We start from the raw sequence: 16,835 nt of genomic DNA on the forward strand, positions 1-16,835 counted from the left end.
CTGGTCAAAGTCCTTTCGAGGTGCGGCTTGTACGGGCCGACTCAGATGTCGAGGAAGCGAACGTCCTTGGCATTGCGCTGGATGAACGAGCGCCGTGCCTCGACGTCCTCTCCCATCAGCACCGAGAAGAGGTCGTCGGCCTGTGCCGCGTCGTCCAGGGTCACCTGGCCGAGGACGCGGTGTTCCTGGTCCATCGTCGTGACGCGCAGCTCCTCGGCGTTCATCTCACCGAGACCCTTGAAGCGCTGGACCGAGTCGTCCCTGACGCGCTTGCCGGCCTGGCGGCCGAGCTCGAGCAGGGCGTCGCGCTCACGGTCCGAGTACGCGTACTGGAAGTCGTCGCGGGTCCACTTGATCTTGTAGAGCGGCGGGCGCGACAGGTAGACGTGCCCGGCCTCGACCAGCGGCCGCATGAAGCGGAACAGGAAGGTCAGGAGCAGCGTGTTGATGTGCTGACCGTCGACGTCGGCGTCCGCCATCAAGATGATCTTGTGGTAGCGGAGCTTCTCGATGTCGAAGTCCTCGTGCACACCCGTGCCGAACGCCGAGATCAGCGCCTGGACCTCGGTGTTGTGCAGGATCTTGTCGACGCGCGCCTTCTCGACGTTCAGGATCTTGCCTCGGATGGGCAGGATCGCCTGGTACATCGGGTCACGGCCGGACTTCGCCGAACCACCGGCGGAGTCACCCTCGACGATGAAGATCTCGCACTTCGTCGGGTCGTTGGACTGGCAGTCGGAGAGCTTGCCCGGCAGGGACGCCGTCTCCAGGAGGCCCTTGCGGCGGGTCAGGTCGCGCGCCTTGCGGGCGGCGACACGCGCCGTGGCGGCCTGGATGCCCTTGCGGATGATGTCCGCGGCCTCGTTCGGGTTCCGGTCGAACCAGTCCGTGAGGTGCTCGTGCACGACCTTCTGCACGAAGGTCTTCGCCTCCGTGTTGCCCAGTTTGGTCTTGGTCTGCCCCTCGAACTGGGGCTCGCCCAGCTTCACCGAGATGATCGCGGTCAGACCCTCGCGGATGTCCTCACCCGTGAGGTTGTCGTCCTTCTCGCGCAGCAGCTTCTTGTCGCGCGCGTAGCGGTTGACCAGGCCCGTCAGCGCGGCCCTGAAGCCCTCTTCGTGCGTACCGCCCTCGTGCGTGTGGATCGTGTTCGCGAAGGAGTACACGCCCTCCGTGTACTGCGAGTTCCACTGCATCGCGATCTCGGCCGAGAGCATGCGCTCCTTGTCCTCGGCCTCGACGTCGATGACGGTGGGGTGGATGACCTCGCCCTTGCGGGAGTTGAGGTACTTCACGAAGTCGACGATGCCGCCTTCGTAGTGGTACGTCACCGTGCGGACCTCGTCGTCGGCCGCCTCGGCCGTGTCCGCACCCGCCACGGCCTTCGCCGACTCGCGCTCATCAGTGAGTTTGATGGTCAAACCCTTGTTGAGGAACGCCATCTCCTGGAAGCGCCGCGCGAGCGTCTCGAAGGAGTACTCGGTCGTCTCGAAGACGTCCGGGTCGGCCCAGAAGGTGACCGTGGTGCCGGATTCCTCGACCTGCTCGTGCTTGGCGAGCGGGGCCGTCGGCACGCCCAGCTTGTAGTCCTGGGTCCAGCGGTAGCCGTCGCGCTTGATCTCGACCGAGAGCTTGGTGGAGAGCGCGTTCACGACCGAGACACCGACGCCGTGCAGACCACCGGAGACGGCGTAACCGCCACCGCCGAACTTGCCGCCCGCGTGCAGCACGGTCAGGACGACCTCCACCGCGGGCTTCTTCTCCACGGGGTGCAGGTCGACGGGGATGCCACGGCCGTTGTCGACGACGCGCACGCCGCCGTCGGCGAGGATCGTGACGTCGATGGTGTCCGCGTGCCCGGCGAGGGCCTCGTCGACGGAGTTGTCGACGACTTCCTGCACCAAGTGGTGCAGGCCACGCTCACCGGTCGAGCCGATGTACATGCCGGGTCGCTTGCGGACCGCGTCCAAACCCTCGAGGACGGTGATCGCGCTGGCGTCGTACGAGGGTGTGACCTCGCCGTTCTCGCCGGCGGCGGTGGACGGGATGTTCTCGTTGGGGTTGCCGGAATCGGCCACGAAGCGCCCTTTCTGGCACAGCACAAGCCAAGCTCCCGGCGGTGGCCGGAGCGGCTGCGTCGTTCAGCGATAGTCAGCGTTGCTCGGTGCGTCCCACAAGTGGGGCGGGATTAGCTTCCAGTCTACCGGTAGCGCCGACAGTGATGGGGGTTTGCCGGTACCTGAGTCCTCATGTGCCGCCCTGAACCGGACTCGGCCGACTCCCCATATGCGGAACGGGGCTCCAAAGGGCTCACAGCGGCACTCAGCGCTTCGAGCCGTCAACCCCCAGCTACCGCCCGCGGCGGTCTCAGCCGTAGGTGTCCCCGGGGCCCGTGCTGCCGGGCGCGCGCAGGGGTCCGAAGCGGCGCGCGGGGCCACCGGGACCGAGCACCTTGATGAGGCGTACGGTGCCGTGGCCCAGGTCCTCGTTGAGACGCGCGACCAGCTGGGGGGCCATGAGGCGCAGCTGCGTGGCCCACGCCGTCGAATCGCACTGCACGGTCAGGACCCGCTCGTCCTCGTCGTACCGCTGCGGAACGCAGTGCTTGGCCAGGTCGTCGCCGACGATCTGCGGCCAGCGGCCCATCACGCCGCCGACCGCGGCCGGGGTCTCCCAGCCGCGCTCGGTGATCAGCCGGTTGATCGCGGAGCCGAGCGGCTGCGGGTCACGCCCGTCGGCGCGGGCACCGGAGCGCAGTCCGCCGCGGCGGGCCTGCTTCTTCTGCTGCGCGGCGTCACCACGCGCGCGTGCCTGCTCCTTGGCCGCGCGCAGGGCGACCCGCGCGAGGTCGACGCCGGAGGGCTCGGGGGTCTTCGGAGCGGGCTCCGACACGTCCTTGGCTCCGCCCTTGGAGGGCTCTTCGGTACTCATACGCGCTCCACCGCACCGTCGGACACCGCATACCGGGTGCCGGTGAGCACGCCCGGAACGTCATCATCCACCGCGGCGGTGACGAGCACCTGCTCGCCCGGCGCCACCAGCTCGGCGAGCCGCTCCCTGCGGCGCGCGTCCAGCTCCGCGAAGACGTCGTCCAGGACGAGCACCGGTTCGTTGCCCTCGGCCCTCAGGAGGTCGTACGAGGCCAGGCGCAGCGCCAGCGCGTACGACCAGGACTCGCCATGGCTGGCGTACCCCTTCGCGGGGAGCTGGCCCAGCTTGAGGAGCAGTTCGTCGCGGTGCGGGCCGACCAGGGTCACGCCGCGCTCGATCTCCTGCTTGCGGGCCTCTTCCAGGGCGGCGATCAGCTGCTCGTACAGCGCCTCGCGCGTGTGGCCCTCGCCCGGTGCGGACGGCTTGTACTCCAGGGAGACCGGTCCGCCGCCGGGCGCCAGCTGTTCGTACGCCTTGTCGGCCAGCGGCTGCAGCGCGGCGATCAAGTCGAGCCGCTGCGCGAGCAGTTCGGCACCCGCGCGCGCGAGGTGCTGGTCCCAGACGTCGAGCGTGGACAGGTCCATGGAGCGCCCGCCGTGCCGCCGCGCGAGGGCGGCCGACTTCAGGAGGGTGTTGCGCTGCTTGAGGACGCGGTCGTAGTCCGAGCGCACGCCCGCCATGCGCGGGGAACGCGCGGTGATCAGCTCGTCGAGGAAGCGCCGCCGCTCCCCGGGATCGCCCTTGATCAGCGCGAGGTCCTCGGGCGCGAACAGCACCGTACGGACGATCCCCAGCACATCGCGCGGCCTGACCTGCGAGGACCTGTTGATACGGGCGCGGTTGGCGCGGCCCGGGTTCAGCTCGAGCTCGACCAGCTGGGACCGCTCGCCCTGGGTGACGGCGGCCCGGATGACGGCCCGCTCCGCGCCCATGCGGACGAGGGGCGCGTCCGAGGAGACCCGGTGGCTGCCGAGCGTGGCGAGATAGCCGACGGCCTCGACGAGGTTGGTCTTGCCCTGCCCGTTCGGACCCACGAACGCGGTGACGCCCGGATCGAGAGGGACCTCGACCCGGGCGTACGACCGGAAGTCGGCCAGCGACAGATGCGTGACGTGCATGGTGTGCGCCGACCTCCCCCGGCAAACCCGTGCTCAGCGCACAGGCTGTGGATTACTTCTTCTCGACCGCGTGACCGCCGAACTGGTTGCGCAGCGCGGCGATCATCTTCATCTGCGGCGAGTCGTCCTGCCGCGAGGCGAAGCGGGCGAAGAGCGACGCGGTGATCGCGGGCAGCGGCACGGCGTTGTCGATGGCCGCCTCGACGGTCCAGCGGCCCTCTCCGGAGTCCTGTGCGTAGCCGCGCAGGTTCTCCAGGTGCTCGTCGTCGTCCAGGGCGTTGACCGCGAGGTCGAGCAGCCAGGAACGGATGACCGTGCCCTCCTGCCAGGAGCGGAAGACCTCACGGACGTCCGTGACCGAGTCGACCTTCTCCAGGAGCTCCCAGCCCTCGGCGTAGGCCTGCATCATCGCGTACTCGATGCCGTTGTGGACCATCTTCGCGAAGTGGCCGGCGCCGACCTTGCCCGCGTGCACGGAGCCGAAGTCGCCCTCGGGCTTCAGCGCGTCGAAGATCGGCTGGACCTTGGCGACGTTCTCCTTGTCGCCGCCGTACATCAGCGCGTAGCCGTTCTCCAGGCCCCAGACGCCGCCCGAGACACCGCAGTCGACGAAGCCGATGCCCTTGGCCTTCAGCTCCTCGGCGTGCTTCTCATCGTCCGTCCAGCGGGAGTTGCCGCCGTCCACGACGACGTCGCCGGGCTGCAGGAGCTCGGACAGCTCGTCGATGGTGGACTGGGTCGCGGCCCCGGCCGGGACCATCACCCACACCACGCGCGGGCCCTTGAGCTTGCCCACCAGCTCTTCGAGGCTTGCGACATCCGCGAGATCCGGATTGCGGTCGTATCCGATGACGGTGTGACCTGCGCGGCGGATGCGCTCGCGCATGTTGCCGCCCATCTTGCCGAGGCCGACGAGACCGAGCTCCATCAGAGGTTCCTTCACTAGCGAGGTGGCGTTACGGCACTTTCGTACCTGCGTCCGAGCCTACGCCCGGACGCACGCACACACCTGTGGGCTCAGCCGCTCAGACGTACGGGCATGATCAGGTACTTGTAGGCCTCGTCCGCCTCGGCGTCCACGGCCGGCTTGCCGCTCAGCAGCGCCGGCTTCGTCGACGTCGTGAACGACAGCTGGGCGACCGGGGAGTCGATCGCGCTGAGGCCGTCCAGCAGGAATGTCGGGTTGAAGGCGATCGAGATGTCGTCGCCGTCGAGCTGGGCGTCGACCCTTTCCACAGCCTGTGCGTCGTCGCTGGAGCCCGCCTCCAGGATCAGCACACCCTGCTCGAAGCTGAGCCGCACCGGAGTGTTGCGCTCGGCGACCAGGGCCACACGCTTGACGGCCTCCACGAAGGGGGCGGTCTCGATCACGGCCACCGAGTTGAACTCGGTCGGGAACAGCGTGCGGTACTTCGGCAGGTCGCCCTCGAGCAGACGCGTCGTCGTCCGCCGCCCGGCACCCTCGAAACCGATCAGACCCTCGCCCGCACCGGACCCGGAGAGCGCCAGGGTGACCGTGTCGCCGCTCGTGAGCGCCTTGGCGGTGTCCAGGAGCGTCTTGGCGGGGACCAGCGCCACAGCGGACGCCTCGGGGTTCTCCGGCTTCCACAGGAACTCGCGGACCGCGAAGCGGTAGCGGTCGGTGGAGGCCAGGGTGACCGTGTCGCCCTCGATCTCGATGCGCACACCGGTCAGCACCGGCAGCGTGTCGTCACGGCCCGCGGCGATGGCCACCTGGGAGGCGGCGGAGGCGAAGACCTCACCGGGGACGGTGCCCGTGGCGGTCGGCATCTGCGGCAGCGCCGGGTACTCCTCCACAGGAAGCGTGTGGAGTGTGAATCGCGAGGAGCCGCAGACCACCGTCGCCCGTACACCGTCTGTGGAGATCTCCACCGGGCGGTTGGGGAGCGCGCGGCAGATGTCCGCGAGCAGTCGGCCCGACACGAGAACCGTGCCCTCTTCGTCCACCTCGGCGTCCACCGAGACACGTGCCGAGACCTCGTAGTCGAAGCTCGACAGGCTCAGCGCGCCCTCTTCGGCCTTCAGCAGCAGGCCCGCGAGGACGGGCGCTGGCGGCCGTGCCGGGAGGCTGCGTGCCGCCCACGCCACTGCCTCCGCGAGTACGTCGCGTTCCACCCGGATCTTCACCTAAGCCGCCCTCCTGCTGTTGCTGGCTGCTCTCGCCCGCTGGGCCTGAGGCCCTCGTCGTCTGACTCGGTGTCTCTCAGCCATGCCGTGGGAAGGACACCGGGGACCAGTCTGACGCACCGCACTGACAGTCGGTGCCCGTCGGGGTCAAGTCGTGCCGAGCGGCGTCGGGGCTCCGAAGCGCGAGTTGTGCACAGGCCCCCCTTCCAAACGATTTCCCCGGACTCTCTAGTTGGGAGTAGTAGTAGGGCCTGTGGAAACCGTGGATAACCGCGAATGCGCAGGTCAGCACCGGTTTTTTATCCACTGAGCCTGTGGGCGGTGGCAGTGGACAACCGGGTGTTTCTGTGGACGGGCGAAAGTTCTGCACACCCGATGCACAGGGAGGGGCTACTTCTCCCCAGCGCTGTCCCCAGCTTTACCCAGCTTCCCCACAGGCCAACCGACCACCTTGGTGTGACGCCTTTCACTCGACCCGGTGAGAGGGCGCGTTGCGTTGCCGAACAGTGGACAGCCGTGTGGAGAAGCTGGGGATCACTGGGGACAACGACTCCGATCCTGTGGGCAGCCGGTGGACAACTTCATGCACAGCCTGTGGACGAAGATTTGATCCACAGCCTGTGGAGAGTCTTCGTCCACGAATCCACAGCCACCTGACCTGGTCTGATGGTTCCTCAGCAGGGTCCCCTGTGGACAGCGTCTGGACAACTTCCCGGTCCCCAGGGTGTGGACGCGAAAAAGTTCGAACATCTGTGGAGAACCCCCGCCTGACCAGCGGTAATCGAACAGCGGCCGGGACCGGTCCGGCTCGCCGTCGCCCCGTAGACATCGAAAAAGGCGCCCCAGGAGGTGTCCTGAGGCGCCTTCAGAGACGTGACGCTGCCGCTGTCAGCCGTTCTTGATGCGGTTTGTGAGCTCGGTGACCTGGTTGTAGATGGAGCGCCGCTCGGCCATCAGAGCGCGGATCTTGCGGTCCGCGTGCATGACGGTCGTGTGGTCGCGGCCGCCGAACTGCGCGCCGATCTTCGGCAAGGAGAGGTCGGTCAGCTCGCGGCACAGGTACATGGCGATCTGTCGTGCCGTCACCAGGACGCGGCTGCGCGACGATCCGCACAGGTCGTCCACCGTCAGACCGAAGTAGTCGGCGGTCGCGGCCATGATGGCCGTCGCCGTGATCTCCGGAGCGGCATCCTCGCCCCCGGGGATCAGGTCCTTGAGGACGATCTCCGTGAGACCGAGGTCCACAGGCTGTCGATTGAGCGACGCGAACGCCGTGACGCGGATCAGTGCGCCTTCCAGCTCACGGATGTTCCGCGAGATCCGCGACGCGATGAACTCGAGAACCTCCGGAGGAGCGTTGAGCTGCTCCTGCACCGCCTTCTTACGAAGGATCGCGATACGGGTCTCCAGCTCCGGCGGCTGGACGTCGGTGATCAGTCCCCACTCGAAGCGGTTGCGCAGTCGGTCCTCCAGCGTGACCAGCTGCTTGGGCGGCCGGTCACTGGAGAGCACGATCTGCTTGTTCGCGTTGTGGAGCGTATTGAAGGTGTGGAAGAACTCTTCCTGCGTCGACTCCTTGTCCGCGAGGAACTGGATGTCGTCGACGAGCAGGATGTCCATCTCGCGGTAGCGCTTGCGGAAGCTGTCGCCCTTGCCGTCGCGGATGGAGTTGATGAACTCGTTGGTGAACTCCTCCGAGCTCACATAGCGCACGCGCGTGCCGGGATAGAGGCTGCGGGCGTAGTGCCCGATCGCGTGCAGCAGATGCGTTTTGCCAAGCCCCGACTCCCCGTAGATGAAGAGGGGGTTGTACGCCTTCGCCGGCGCCTCGGCGACCGCGACCGCGGCCGCGTGCGCGAAGCGGTTGGACGCTCCGATGACGAAGGTGTCGAAGAGGTACTTCGGGTTGAGGCGCGCGGTGGGCTCACCGGGGCCCGTCGCGGGCGCTGGCTGCGCGGCCAGCGGGCCGGGGGCGCCGCTCGACGAGGTGGGGCCGACAGGACCGCCCCGGTGTACGCCGCCGTGGCCGTTGCCCCGGTGATCGCCGGACTGCTCGGGCATGTCGTGGCGCTCGCGCCGGTCCTGCGGCTCGGGACGCTGCTGCTCGTACGGCGAACGCTCCTGCGGGGGCTGCGGGCGGTAGTCGTGCTGCGGCTGCTGGACCGGGTTCGCGTACGGATCGCGCTCGGGGAAGCCGAGCCGCGGCTGCTGCCAGCCGTAGTCGTCCTGCGGCTGCGGATGCTGCGGCCAGGCGCCGGGAGCGGGGCGCTGGTAGTCCGGGTACGCGGGGCGGGCGGTCGGCAGCTGGTCGGGGCGCGGCCCCGACGGGTGCTCCTCCTGGTGGCGGCGACCGTAGCTGTCGTACGCGTCGCGGCCCTGCCCCGGGGCCGACGGCAACTCGGGCTCGTCGTAGTGCTGCTGCTGGGGCTGCTGTTGCTGGACGGGCTGCTGGATCGGCGGCGCCGGCGGGCCCACGGGTTCGCCGACGGAGTCGTCGACCGTGATGGCGATGCGGATCGGGCGGCCGCACTCCCGGCTCAGGGTGTCGCTGACCACGGGCGCGAGACGGCCTTCGAGTACGCCCTTGGCGAATTCGTTCGGCACGGCGAGCAGCGCGGTGTCGGCGACGAGCGCCAGTGGCTGGCAGCTCCTGAGCCACCGTTCGTCCTTCGCCTCGACGCCCTGCCCGCGGCCCTCACCCAGCAGATGTTCCAGAACTCGTGGCCACACTGCGGCAAGATCGGCAGGTACGTCAGCCACAGGGCACGCTCTCTCACGGGGTCCCACGAAGGTGTGGTTCTTGGGACGGAAATGGGGATGGGGAGGGGGAAGGGAACGAATCGGAGTTCAGCCACGGTAGTCAGGGCGACGGGTGCGGTTCAAGTTGTTGTCCACAGGCTGTGCACAGTGTCTCCCTCCAGCAGCCGGTTTGACCGGATGGCGTAGCCCCGCGTACCGTGACCAGGTCGAGTTGTCGATGGCTGCTGCCGCCTGCCTCCGATGGGCAAAGATCACGATCAGTGATTGTGAAGCGGTGCACTCGGTGCGTATACGCGAGCTTCTCGTGGGCGCACGGTGACAGCCAGGCGATGTCCCGCCACTACACGATCATTTCTGGAGCCCCCGAGTGAGCAAGCGCACCTTCCAGCCGAACAACCGTCGTCGCGCCAAGACCCACGGCTTCCGGCTGCGCATGCGCACCCGTGCCGGCCGCGCGATTCTCGCGTCCCGCCGTGGCAAGGGTCGCGCCCGCCTGTCCGCCTGATCTCAGTCAGGTCATGACGTCGTGCTGCCTACCGAGCATCGGCTGAGGCGGCGCGAAGACTTCGCGACCGCGGTACGCCGAGGACGCCGGGCCGGACGCCCGCTTCTCGTCGTCCATCTACGCAGCGGCGCAACGGACCCGCACGTGCCTGGGGAGACCCTTCCCCCGACACGTGCGGGTTTCGTCGTCAGCAAGGCCGTAGGTGGCGCGGTCGTACGCAACACGGTGAAGCGCAGACTTCGCCACTTGATGCGCGACCGGCTGGCCTCGGTGCCCCCCGGTAGCCTGGTAGTCGTACGAGCGCTGCCCGGTTCGGGCGACGCCGACCATGCACAGCTGGCCCGAGACCTGGATGCCGCCCTGCAGCGGCTGCTGGGAGGGGGCGCGCGATGAAGTACCCGCTGCTGGCTCTGATCAAGCTGTACCAGTGGACGATCAGTCCGCTCCTGGGCCCAGTGTGCAAGTACTACCCATCGTGTTCCCGCTACGGCTACCTGGCCATCGACCGGCACGGTGCGATCAAGGGAACGGCGCTCACTGCTTGGCGCATCCTGCGGTGCAATCCGTGGTCGCTCGGTGGAGTCGACCATGTTCCGCCGCGCAAGCGTCCGCGGTGGCACGAGATGCTGCGCGCCGCCTGGCGCGAACGCAAGGGCGGGCCCTCCGCCGCAGGCACGCCGACCGGGAATCCTCCCCCGGCTCCGGCCGCCGAGACCGAGACCCCGTCCCATGCTCAAGGAGCCTGATTAGTGGACACGATTGCCAGTCTCTTCAGCTTTATCACCACACCAGTTTCGTGGGTCATCGTTCAGTTCCACTCGGTGTACGGGAAGATCTTCGGTCCCGACACGGGCTGGGCCTGGGGCCTGTCCATCGTGTCCCTGGTGATCCTGATCCGGATCTGCCTGATCCCGCTCTTCGTGAAGCAGATCAAGGCGACTCGGGCGATGCAGACGCTGCAGCCCGAGATGAAGAAGATCCAGGAGCGCTACAAGAGCGACAAGCAGCGCCAGTCCGAAGAGATGATGAAGCTGTACAAGGAGTCGGGTACCAACCCGCTCTCCTCGTGCCTTCCCATCCTGGCGCAGTCCCCGTTCTTCTTCGCCCTGTACCACGTGCTCAACGGCATCGCGACGGGCAAGACGATCGGGGTCATCGACCAGGGTCTTCTCGAGAGCGCCCGTAAGGCACACATCTTCGGTGCCCCGCTGGCCGCGAAGTTCACGGACAGCGCCGACAAGGTCGCCTCGCTCAACGCCTCGCTGACGGACGTCCGCGTCGTCACCGCGATCATGATCGTCCTGATGTCGGCCTCGCAGTTCTTCACCCAGCGCCAGCTGATGACGAAGAATGTGGACACGACGGTCAAGACGCCGTTCATGCAGCAGCAGAAGATGCTGATGTACGTCTTCCCGGTCATGTTCGCCGTGTTCGGCATCAACTTCCCCGTCGGTGTCCTCGTCTACTGGCTGACCACCAACGTGTGGACCATGGGCCAGCAGATGTTCGTGATCCGCAGGAACCCGACCCCGGGCTCCAAGGCCCAGGCCGCATTCCTCGAGCGCCTCCAGAAGCAGATCTCGCACAACAAGAAGGTGCGGGGTCGTGGCAACACGAACGTCATCAAGGCGATCGTCGCCAAGGGCCGGGACCGCAACGAGTTCGAGCGCAAGTTCATCAACGGTCTGACGAAGGCGGGCCTCGCGGCCCAGGCCGACGGCACCGTGGTGGAGAGCGAGTCGACCGTCGCCACCGAGACCGAGGACGGCACGCCCACGGGCGGCGCCCCCAAGCGTCAGCAGCCGAAGCGCCAGAGCAAGGCGCAGCGTCAGTCCGCCACGACGCAGGGTGCGGGAGCCGCCAAGGACGACGATTCCCCGGCGAAGACCTCGCTGGAGAAGACCGCGGACGAGCCCGCGGACGCCGCCCCCAACACCAAGCAGGCCGGTGGCAACAAGCAGGGCAACAAGCCCGGCGCCGGTCAGCGCAGCCGAGCCAAGTCGGGACAGCAGCGCAAGGGCCAGCAGCGCCCCAAGCACCCGTCCTCCAAGAAGTAGAAGGAGTCCATCCCGTGACGGAAGGCACCACCACCTCCGCCGCAGCTGAGGCCGGCGACACTCTCACCCGCCTCGAGCAGGAGGGCGAGATCGCGGCGGACTACCTCGAGGGTCTGCTGGACATCGCCGATCTCGACGGCGACATCGACATGGACGTCGAGGCCGACCGGGCCGCTGTCTCGATCATCAGCGACACCGGCAGCCGCGACCTGCAGAAGCTGGTCGGCCGCGACGGCGAGGTCCTGGAGGCGCTCCAGGAACTCACGCGTCTCGCCGTGCACCGCGAGACGGGCGACCGCAGCCGCCTGATGCTGGACATCGCGGGCTACCGCGCCAAGAAGCGCGAGGAGCTCTCCGAGCTGGGCGCCAAGGCCGCGGCCGAGGTGAAGAGCTCCGGCGAGCCGGTCAAGCTCAAGCCGATGACGCCGTTCGAGCGCAAGGTCGTGCATGATGCGGTCAAGGCCGCCGGCCTGCGCAGCGAGTCCGAGGGCGAGGAGCCGCAGCGCTTCGTCGTCGTGCTCCCCGCCTGAGCGGTACAGCGTATTCGCGGCCCCGTCTGTTCGCAGGCGGGGCCGATCTTTGTCAGCCTGATAGTCAGCCACACCAGTGCGGTACGGAAGGACGGTCCCCGTGACGGAGGCAGCGGAGCTCCCCCCGGCGCCTGAAGAGGCGCGCGCGGTATTCGGCGATCGCTTCTCGGACGCGGTCCGGTATGCGGAGCTGCTCGCCGACGCTGGAGTGCAGCGAGGCCTGATCGGTCCTCGGGAAGTGCCCCGGCTGTGGGAGCGGCACCTGCTGAACTGCGCGGTGCTTTCGGAGGTCGTGCCCGAGGGCGTCACGGTCTGCGACGTCGGCTCCGGTGCCGGACTGCCGGGCATCCCGCTCGCCCTCGTCCGCCCGGACCTGAAGATCACGCTCCTCGAACCGCTGCTGCGGCGTACGAACTTCCTCACCGAGGTCGTCGAGCTGCTCGGCCTCGATCACGTGACGGTCGTGCGCGGCCGCGCCGAGGAGGTCCTCGGCAAGCTCCCGCCCGTCCATGTGGTGACCGCGCGCGCCGTCGCACCGCTGGATCGCTTGGCGGCCTGGGGCGTGCCCCTGCTCCGTCCGTACGGAGAGATGCTCCTCCTCAAGGGCGACACCGCCGAGGAAGAGGTCAAGGCGGCAGGAGCCGCCCTGAGCAAGCTCGGCGCGGTGGATACCTCGGTCCTGCACGTGGGCGAGGGCGTGGTCGACCCGCAGTCCACGGTCGTACGGGTCGAGGTCGGCGAGAGCCCCGGCGGCGTCCGCTTCGCGGCGAAGCGGGCCAAGGCCGCTCGCGCGGGCCGTGCCCGTCGGCGCCGCTGATCGCGTCGTACGACAGAACAAGAGGCGCTCCCCACCGAGTGGGGAGCGCCTCTGTCGTTCACCGGAAACCGGTCAGGCGGAGTGGGTGAAGCAGACGTCCGGGCGAGCGGAGATGGAACGGCAGACCTTCTTGATGGTCACGGTGCCACCGTCACCGCTGTACGTGGTCTTGCCCTTGCCCTTCTTGTTCCACAGGGTGAAGAGCCTGTCGCCGTGGCCCTTGCGCGTGTACTTCACATAGACCTCGTTGCCGTCGTCGGCGAGGTCCTTCACGGCGGCAACGCCGTGGTCGCTGTTGGTGCGGTAGCCGTGGCCCCAGATCACCTTGATGTCCTGGTCGGCGAAAGCGGGGGTGGCAATGGTGGTCAGCATGCCCACACCCAGCGCAACTGCTACGAGACGGCCTGCGTTCTTCGACTTCATCTGAACTGTTCCCCTGTGGTCGTTCTCTGAACGGACAGGAGGGTGCGGCGCATTGGCCAAGACTGGCTGTTCCCCCGACCCCCCGGTTTAGCTCGTGGATCTTAGCAGGAGGGAATTTGCCCCTTCATGATCGAAATACAGCTGTTCATGGTGGCTGATCCGGTCATAGAAATGCCTCTAATCGGAGTGTTGCGGACAAAAAGGTCTGGCTATTGGCATCGTGTTTCACGTGAAACGTCGCTCACTGCTGCATGGCATCATCAGTCGCGGCCGCGCTGCGGAACCTCGCGACCGTCGGCCACTCGGTTCCCTCGATAAGGGAACGGAGTTGTCCACAGAGGTGGATTCGTCCACAGAAGACCGGGCCTCGCTGGTTCACGACCCCGAAAGCATGGGAGGCTCTGTTCATTGCGAGCCTGATGTCGAGGAGAGTGAATCCTTGCGGTCCGACGCCAACATCGCGGGACCGATGACCGATCCGGTCCCCGGTCCCCGTACCGAGTCGGCGGGGGAGGATGTTTCACGTGAAACACCGACCCCGATGGACGACACACCCATCGGTCGTGCTGCCCAACTGGCGGTGGAAGCGCTGGGCCGCGCAGGCGAAGGCCTGCCACGCCCCGAGCAGACGCGCGTCATGGTGGTGGCCAACCAGAAGGGTGGAGTGGGCAAGACGACGACGACCGTCAATCTCGCCGCTTCACTCGCTCTGCACGGTGCACGTGTCCTGGTGATCGACCTCGACCCGCAGGGCAACGCCTCCACGGCTCTCGGCATCGACCATCACGCCGAAGTGCCGTCCATCTACGACGTCTTGGTCGAGAGCAAGCCGCTCTCTGAGGTCGTTCAGCCGGTGCCTGATGTCGAGGGTCTCTTCTGCGCCCCCGCCACCATCGATCTCGCCGGTGCGGAGATCGAGCTGGTGTCGCTGGTGGCCCGGGAGAGCCGGCTGCAGCGGGCGATCCAGGCGTACGAGCAGCCGTTGGACTACATCCTCATCGACTGCCCGCCGTCGCTGGGGCTGTTGACGGTCAACGCACTGGTTGCCGGTGCGGAGGTGCTGATCCCCATTCAGTGCGAGTACTACGCACTGGAGGGCCTCGGTCAGCTCCTGCGCAACGTCGATCTGGTGCGGGGCCACCTCAACCCCAATCTGCATGTGTCGACGATCCTGCTCACCATGTACGACGGCAGGACCCGACTCGCCTCCCAGGTGGCGGACGAGGTCCGCAATCACTTCGGTGACGAGGTCCTGCGGACGAGCATCCCGCGGTCGGTACGCATCTCCGAGGCACCGAGCTACGGACAGACGGTGCTCACCTATGACCCGGGGTCGAGCGGCGCCCTTTCCTACTTCGAGGCGGCGCGAGAGATCGCGCTGCGCGGAGTCGGCGTGCGGTACGACGTCCAACACGCCCACGCGGGCGCTCAGAATGACCAGCAGAGCATGACGGAGGGGATGCAGTGAGCGAGCGACGGAGAGGGCTGGGGCGAGGCCTCGGAGCCCTGATCCCTGCAGCCCCGACGGAGAAGCAGGCCCCCCAGACCGTGGGCGGCGCCTCGACCTCTCCCTCGGCGGTGCCGGTGCTGACCGCCGAGCGAGGCGTGGCGGCCGCGAAGGTGGCGGCACTCCCGCAGAGCACCGTTTCACATGAAACGGCGGAGCCGGTGAACGGAACGACGGAGGCGCCAGAGAGCCGGCCCGTGGCCGGTGCGCACTTCGCGGAGCTGCCACTGGACTCCATCAAGCCCAACCCGCGGCAGCCGCGTGAGGTGTTCGACGAGGACGCCCTCGCCGAGCTGGTGACCTCCATCAAGGAGGTCGGCCTTCTCCAGCCGGTCGTCGTACGGCAGTTGGGCCCCGCGCGCTACGAGCTCATCATGGGCGAGCGGCGCTGGCGGGCCTGCCGTGAGGCGGGGCTTGAGCGCATTCCGGCGATCGTGCGGGCCACGGACGACGAGAAGCTCCTCCTGGACGCGCTGCTCGAGAACCTGCACCGCGCCCAGCTGAACCCGCTGGAAGAGGCCGCGGCCTACGACCAGTTGCTCAAGGACTTCAACTGCACGCACGATCAGCTGGCGGACCGGATCGGTCGCTCCCGCCCGCAGGTCTCCAACACGCTGCGACTGCTGAAGCTCTCGCCGGCGGTTCAGCGCAGGGTCGCTGCCGGGGTGCTCTCCGCGGGGCACGCCCGTGCCCTGCTCTCCGTGGAGGACTCGGAAGAGCAGGACAGGCTCGCCCACCGGATCGTGGCCGAAGGGCTCTCGGTGCGCGCCGTCGAGGAGATCGTGACCCTCATGGGTTCGCGGCCGCAGAGCGCCCCGAAGGCCAAGGGGCCGCGTGCCGGTGCCCGGCTTTCGCCGGCGCTCAGCAACCTCGCCACCCGGCTCTCCGACCGCTTCGAGACCCGGGTGAGGGTGGACCTGGGCCAGAAGAAGGGCAAGATCGTCGTCGACTTCGCCTCTCTGGAGGACCTGGAGCGCATCCTCAGCACCCTCGCCCCGGGCGAGGGTCCGGTGCTTCAGAACGGGTCGGCTGAGGACTCCACGGAGGAAGCCTCCTAGGGTCTTCGCAGGGGAGCCCACAGCCCAAGTACCGCGAGAGCGGGCCGTGTCCGGTCTGTACCGGAACACGGCCCGCTCTTTGCTTTCCTACGGTATCGACGCAATCGCATCGTGGATACGATGCGTTGAGGTATGGCGCATCCACCTGACGGCACCTTTGGGGAGGCGGGGGCCATGCGAACGATGAGCCGCACCGGACTGATGACCGCGGGCCTGGGACTGGGAGCGGTCGGCGGCTTCGTCGGCAGTCTGCTCAGGGAACGCAGCGCTCTGACCGCCGCCCGCTGTGCGGCGGGCGAAGGAAGTGAGGAACCGCCTTCATGGGGCGTCGGCTCGTACCGCTCACGCTGGACAACCTCTCGGACCTTCCCAAGCGTTGCCGCGCGTGTGTCTTCTGGGAGCTGGATCCGGTCAGCGGCCAGGCCGCGGTAAAGGCGGGAACGCCGGAGCTGGAGAAGGAGGCGTGGATCTCCGCGGTCCTGCTGGAGTGGGGGTCCTGCGGCCGGGTCGTCTACGTCGACGACGTGCCGGTGGGCTTCGTGCTCTACGCACCACCGGCTTATGTACCGCGCTCCACCGCGTTCCCCACGAGCCCTGTGTCCCCGGACGCCGTTCAGCTGATGACGGCGTGGATCATGCCCGGCTATCAAGGGCAGGGGCTTGGCCGGGTCATCGTGCAGACGGTGGCGAAGGATCTGCTGCGCAGAGGAGTCAAGGCGATCGAGGCCTTCGGGGACGCGCGGTGGGAGAAGCCGGCGTGCCTGCTGCCCGCGGAGCATCTCCTGGCGGTGGGGTTCAAGACGGTCCGCCCGCACCCGGCCTATCCCCGGCTGAGGCTTGAGCTGCGTACGACGCTGTCCTGGAAGGAAGACGTCGAGTTGGCGCTCGACCGACTGCTGGGAGCCGTGCAGAAGGAGCCCGTGCTCCGGCCGCTGTGACTCCAGGCTTGGCGGCCCGAGCCACGGTCCCTGATCCGTGGAC

16 protein-coding genes are annotated in these 16,835 nt (G+C 67.9%); 9 read left to right on the top strand and 7 right to left on the bottom strand.

The window, feature by feature from the left end:
* Positions 1 to 41: 41 nt before the first annotated feature.
* The 6 genes from gyrB to dnaA form a co-directional block, all read right to left on the bottom strand.
* Positions 42 to 2,102, bottom strand: coding sequence for a DNA topoisomerase (ATP-hydrolyzing) subunit B (gene gyrB, locus ACFWZ2_RS35650; protein ID WP_384552930.1), 2,061 nt, complete (start codon positions 2,100 to 2,102; stop codon positions 42 to 44).
* Between the two features lie 265 nt (positions 2,103 to 2,367).
* On the bottom strand, positions 2,368 to 2,931 hold the full coding sequence (locus ACFWZ2_RS35655; protein WP_384552931.1) for a DUF721 domain-containing protein: 564 nt from the start codon (positions 2,929 to 2,931) through the stop codon (positions 2,368 to 2,370).
* On the bottom strand, positions 2,928 to 4,049 hold the full coding sequence (recF, locus tag ACFWZ2_RS35660; protein ID WP_384552933.1) for a DNA replication/repair protein RecF: 1,122 nt from the start codon (positions 4,047 to 4,049) through the stop codon (positions 2,928 to 2,930). The genes ACFWZ2_RS35655 and recF overlap by 4 nt, the downstream gene beginning before the upstream one ends.
* Before the next feature lie 52 nt (positions 4,050 to 4,101).
* Positions 4,102 to 4,977 (bottom strand): phosphogluconate dehydrogenase (NAD(+)-dependent, decarboxylating), encoded by an 876-nt coding sequence (gene gnd, locus ACFWZ2_RS35665; protein WP_384552935.1) that lies wholly within the window; start codon positions 4,975 to 4,977, stop codon positions 4,102 to 4,104.
* Positions 4,978 to 5,066: 89 nt separating this feature from the next.
* Positions 5,067 to 6,197, bottom strand: coding sequence for a DNA polymerase III subunit beta (gene dnaN / locus ACFWZ2_RS35670; protein ID WP_384552937.1), 1,131 nt, complete (start codon positions 6,195 to 6,197; stop codon positions 5,067 to 5,069).
* 888 nt (positions 6,198 to 7,085) lie between these two features.
* Positions 7,086 to 8,957 carry a chromosomal replication initiator protein DnaA gene (gene dnaA, locus ACFWZ2_RS35675; RefSeq protein WP_384552939.1) on the bottom strand — a complete coding sequence of 624 codons (1,872 nt, stop codon included), beginning with the start codon at positions 8,955 to 8,957 and terminating at the stop codon, positions 7,086 to 7,088.
* A 367-nt stretch (positions 8,958 to 9,324) separates the two neighbouring features.
* On the opposite strand from dnaA, the gene rpmH reads away from it, so the two are divergent.
* From rpmH to rsmG, 6 genes are all read left to right on the top strand, one after another.
* Positions 9,325 to 9,462, top strand: a complete 138-nt coding sequence (gene rpmH, locus ACFWZ2_RS35680; RefSeq protein WP_003949374.1) for a 50S ribosomal protein L34 — start codon at positions 9,325 to 9,327, stop codon at positions 9,460 to 9,462.
* A gap of 21 nt (positions 9,463 to 9,483) precedes the next feature.
* On the top strand, positions 9,484 to 9,855 hold the full coding sequence (rnpA, locus tag ACFWZ2_RS35685) for a ribonuclease P protein component (RefSeq protein ID WP_384552941.1): 372 nt from the start codon (positions 9,484 to 9,486) through the stop codon (positions 9,853 to 9,855).
* On the top strand, positions 9,852 to 10,208 hold the full coding sequence (gene yidD, locus ACFWZ2_RS35690) for a membrane protein insertion efficiency factor YidD (RefSeq protein ID WP_384552942.1): 357 nt from the start codon (positions 9,852 to 9,854) through the stop codon (positions 10,206 to 10,208). Before rnpA ends, yidD begins: the two co-directional genes overlap by 4 nt.
* Before the next feature lie 3 nt (positions 10,209 to 10,211).
* Positions 10,212 to 11,519: a membrane protein insertase YidC gene (gene yidC / locus ACFWZ2_RS35695; RefSeq protein ID WP_384552944.1), complete on the top strand. Its 1,308-nt coding sequence runs from the start codon at positions 10,212 to 10,214 to the stop codon at positions 11,517 to 11,519.
* A 14-nt stretch (positions 11,520 to 11,533) separates the two neighbouring features.
* Positions 11,534 to 12,049: a protein jag gene (locus tag ACFWZ2_RS35700; protein ID WP_384552946.1), complete on the top strand. Its 516-nt coding sequence runs from the start codon at positions 11,534 to 11,536 to the stop codon at positions 12,047 to 12,049.
* Between the two features lie 100 nt (positions 12,050 to 12,149).
* A complete protein-coding gene (rsmG, locus tag ACFWZ2_RS35705) occupies positions 12,150 to 12,866 on the top strand; it encodes a 16S rRNA (guanine(527)-N(7))-methyltransferase RsmG (protein ID WP_384552948.1) in 717 nt (238 codons plus the stop codon).
* Between the two features lie 72 nt (positions 12,867 to 12,938).
* Here rsmG and ACFWZ2_RS35710 read toward each other — a convergent pair whose 3' ends face one another.
* Entirely contained in the window at positions 12,939 to 13,238 is a 300-nt protein-coding gene (locus ACFWZ2_RS35710) for a hypothetical protein (protein ID WP_384552949.1), read from the bottom strand.
* A gap of 442 nt (positions 13,239 to 13,680) precedes the next feature.
* Here ACFWZ2_RS35710 and ACFWZ2_RS35715 point away from each other — a divergent pair, with 442 nt between their 5' ends.
* The 3 genes from ACFWZ2_RS35715 (at position 13,681) to ACFWZ2_RS35725 (ending at position 16,792) form a co-directional block, all read left to right on the top strand.
* Complete coding sequence (locus ACFWZ2_RS35715) at positions 13,681 to 14,757, top strand: ParA family protein (protein ID WP_384552979.1); 1,077 nt, start codon at positions 13,681 to 13,683, stop codon at positions 14,755 to 14,757.
* Positions 14,754 to 15,854: a ParB/RepB/Spo0J family partition protein gene (locus tag ACFWZ2_RS35720; protein ID WP_384552951.1), complete on the top strand. Its 1,101-nt coding sequence runs from the start codon at positions 14,754 to 14,756 to the stop codon at positions 15,852 to 15,854. Before ACFWZ2_RS35715 ends, ACFWZ2_RS35720 begins: the two co-directional genes overlap by 4 nt.
* 320 nt (positions 15,855 to 16,174) lie before the next feature.
* Positions 16,175 to 16,792, top strand: coding sequence for a GNAT family N-acetyltransferase (locus ACFWZ2_RS35725; RefSeq protein WP_384552953.1), 618 nt, complete (start codon positions 16,175 to 16,177; stop codon positions 16,790 to 16,792).
* Positions 16,793 to 16,835: the final 43 nt, after the last annotated feature.

Source organism: Streptomyces sp. NPDC059002 (assembly GCF_042740435.1).
In the GTDB taxonomy this organism is placed as follows: Bacteria; Actinomycetota; Actinomycetes; order Streptomycetales; family Streptomycetaceae; genus Streptomyces.

Bases quoted from the DNA above. Each gene is read 5' to 3' on its own strand.
- ACFWZ2_RS35655 (WP_384552931.1), bottom strand. From the start codon at position 2,931: ATGAGTACCGAAGAGCCCTCCAAGGGCGGAGCCAAGGACGTGTCGGAG.
- recF (WP_384552933.1), bottom strand. From the start codon at position 4,049: ATGCACGTCACGCATCTGTCGCTGGCCGACTTCCGGTCGTACGCCCGG.
- gnd (WP_384552935.1), bottom strand. From the start codon at position 4,977: ATGGAGCTCGGTCTCGTCGGCCTCGGCAAGATGGGCGGCAACATGCGC.
- yidD (WP_384552942.1), top strand. From the start codon at position 9,852: ATGAAGTACCCGCTGCTGGCTCTGATCAAGCTGTACCAGTGGACGATC.
- ACFWZ2_RS35710 (WP_384552949.1), bottom strand. From the start codon at position 13,238: ATGCTGACCACCATTGCCACCCCCGCTTTCGCCGACCAGGACATCAAG.
- ACFWZ2_RS35715 (WP_384552979.1), top strand. From the start codon at position 13,681: ATGGGAGGCTCTGTTCATTGCGAGCCTGATGTCGAGGAGAGTGAATCC.
- ACFWZ2_RS35725 (WP_384552953.1), top strand. From the start codon at position 16,175: ATGGGGCGTCGGCTCGTACCGCTCACGCTGGACAACCTCTCGGACCTT.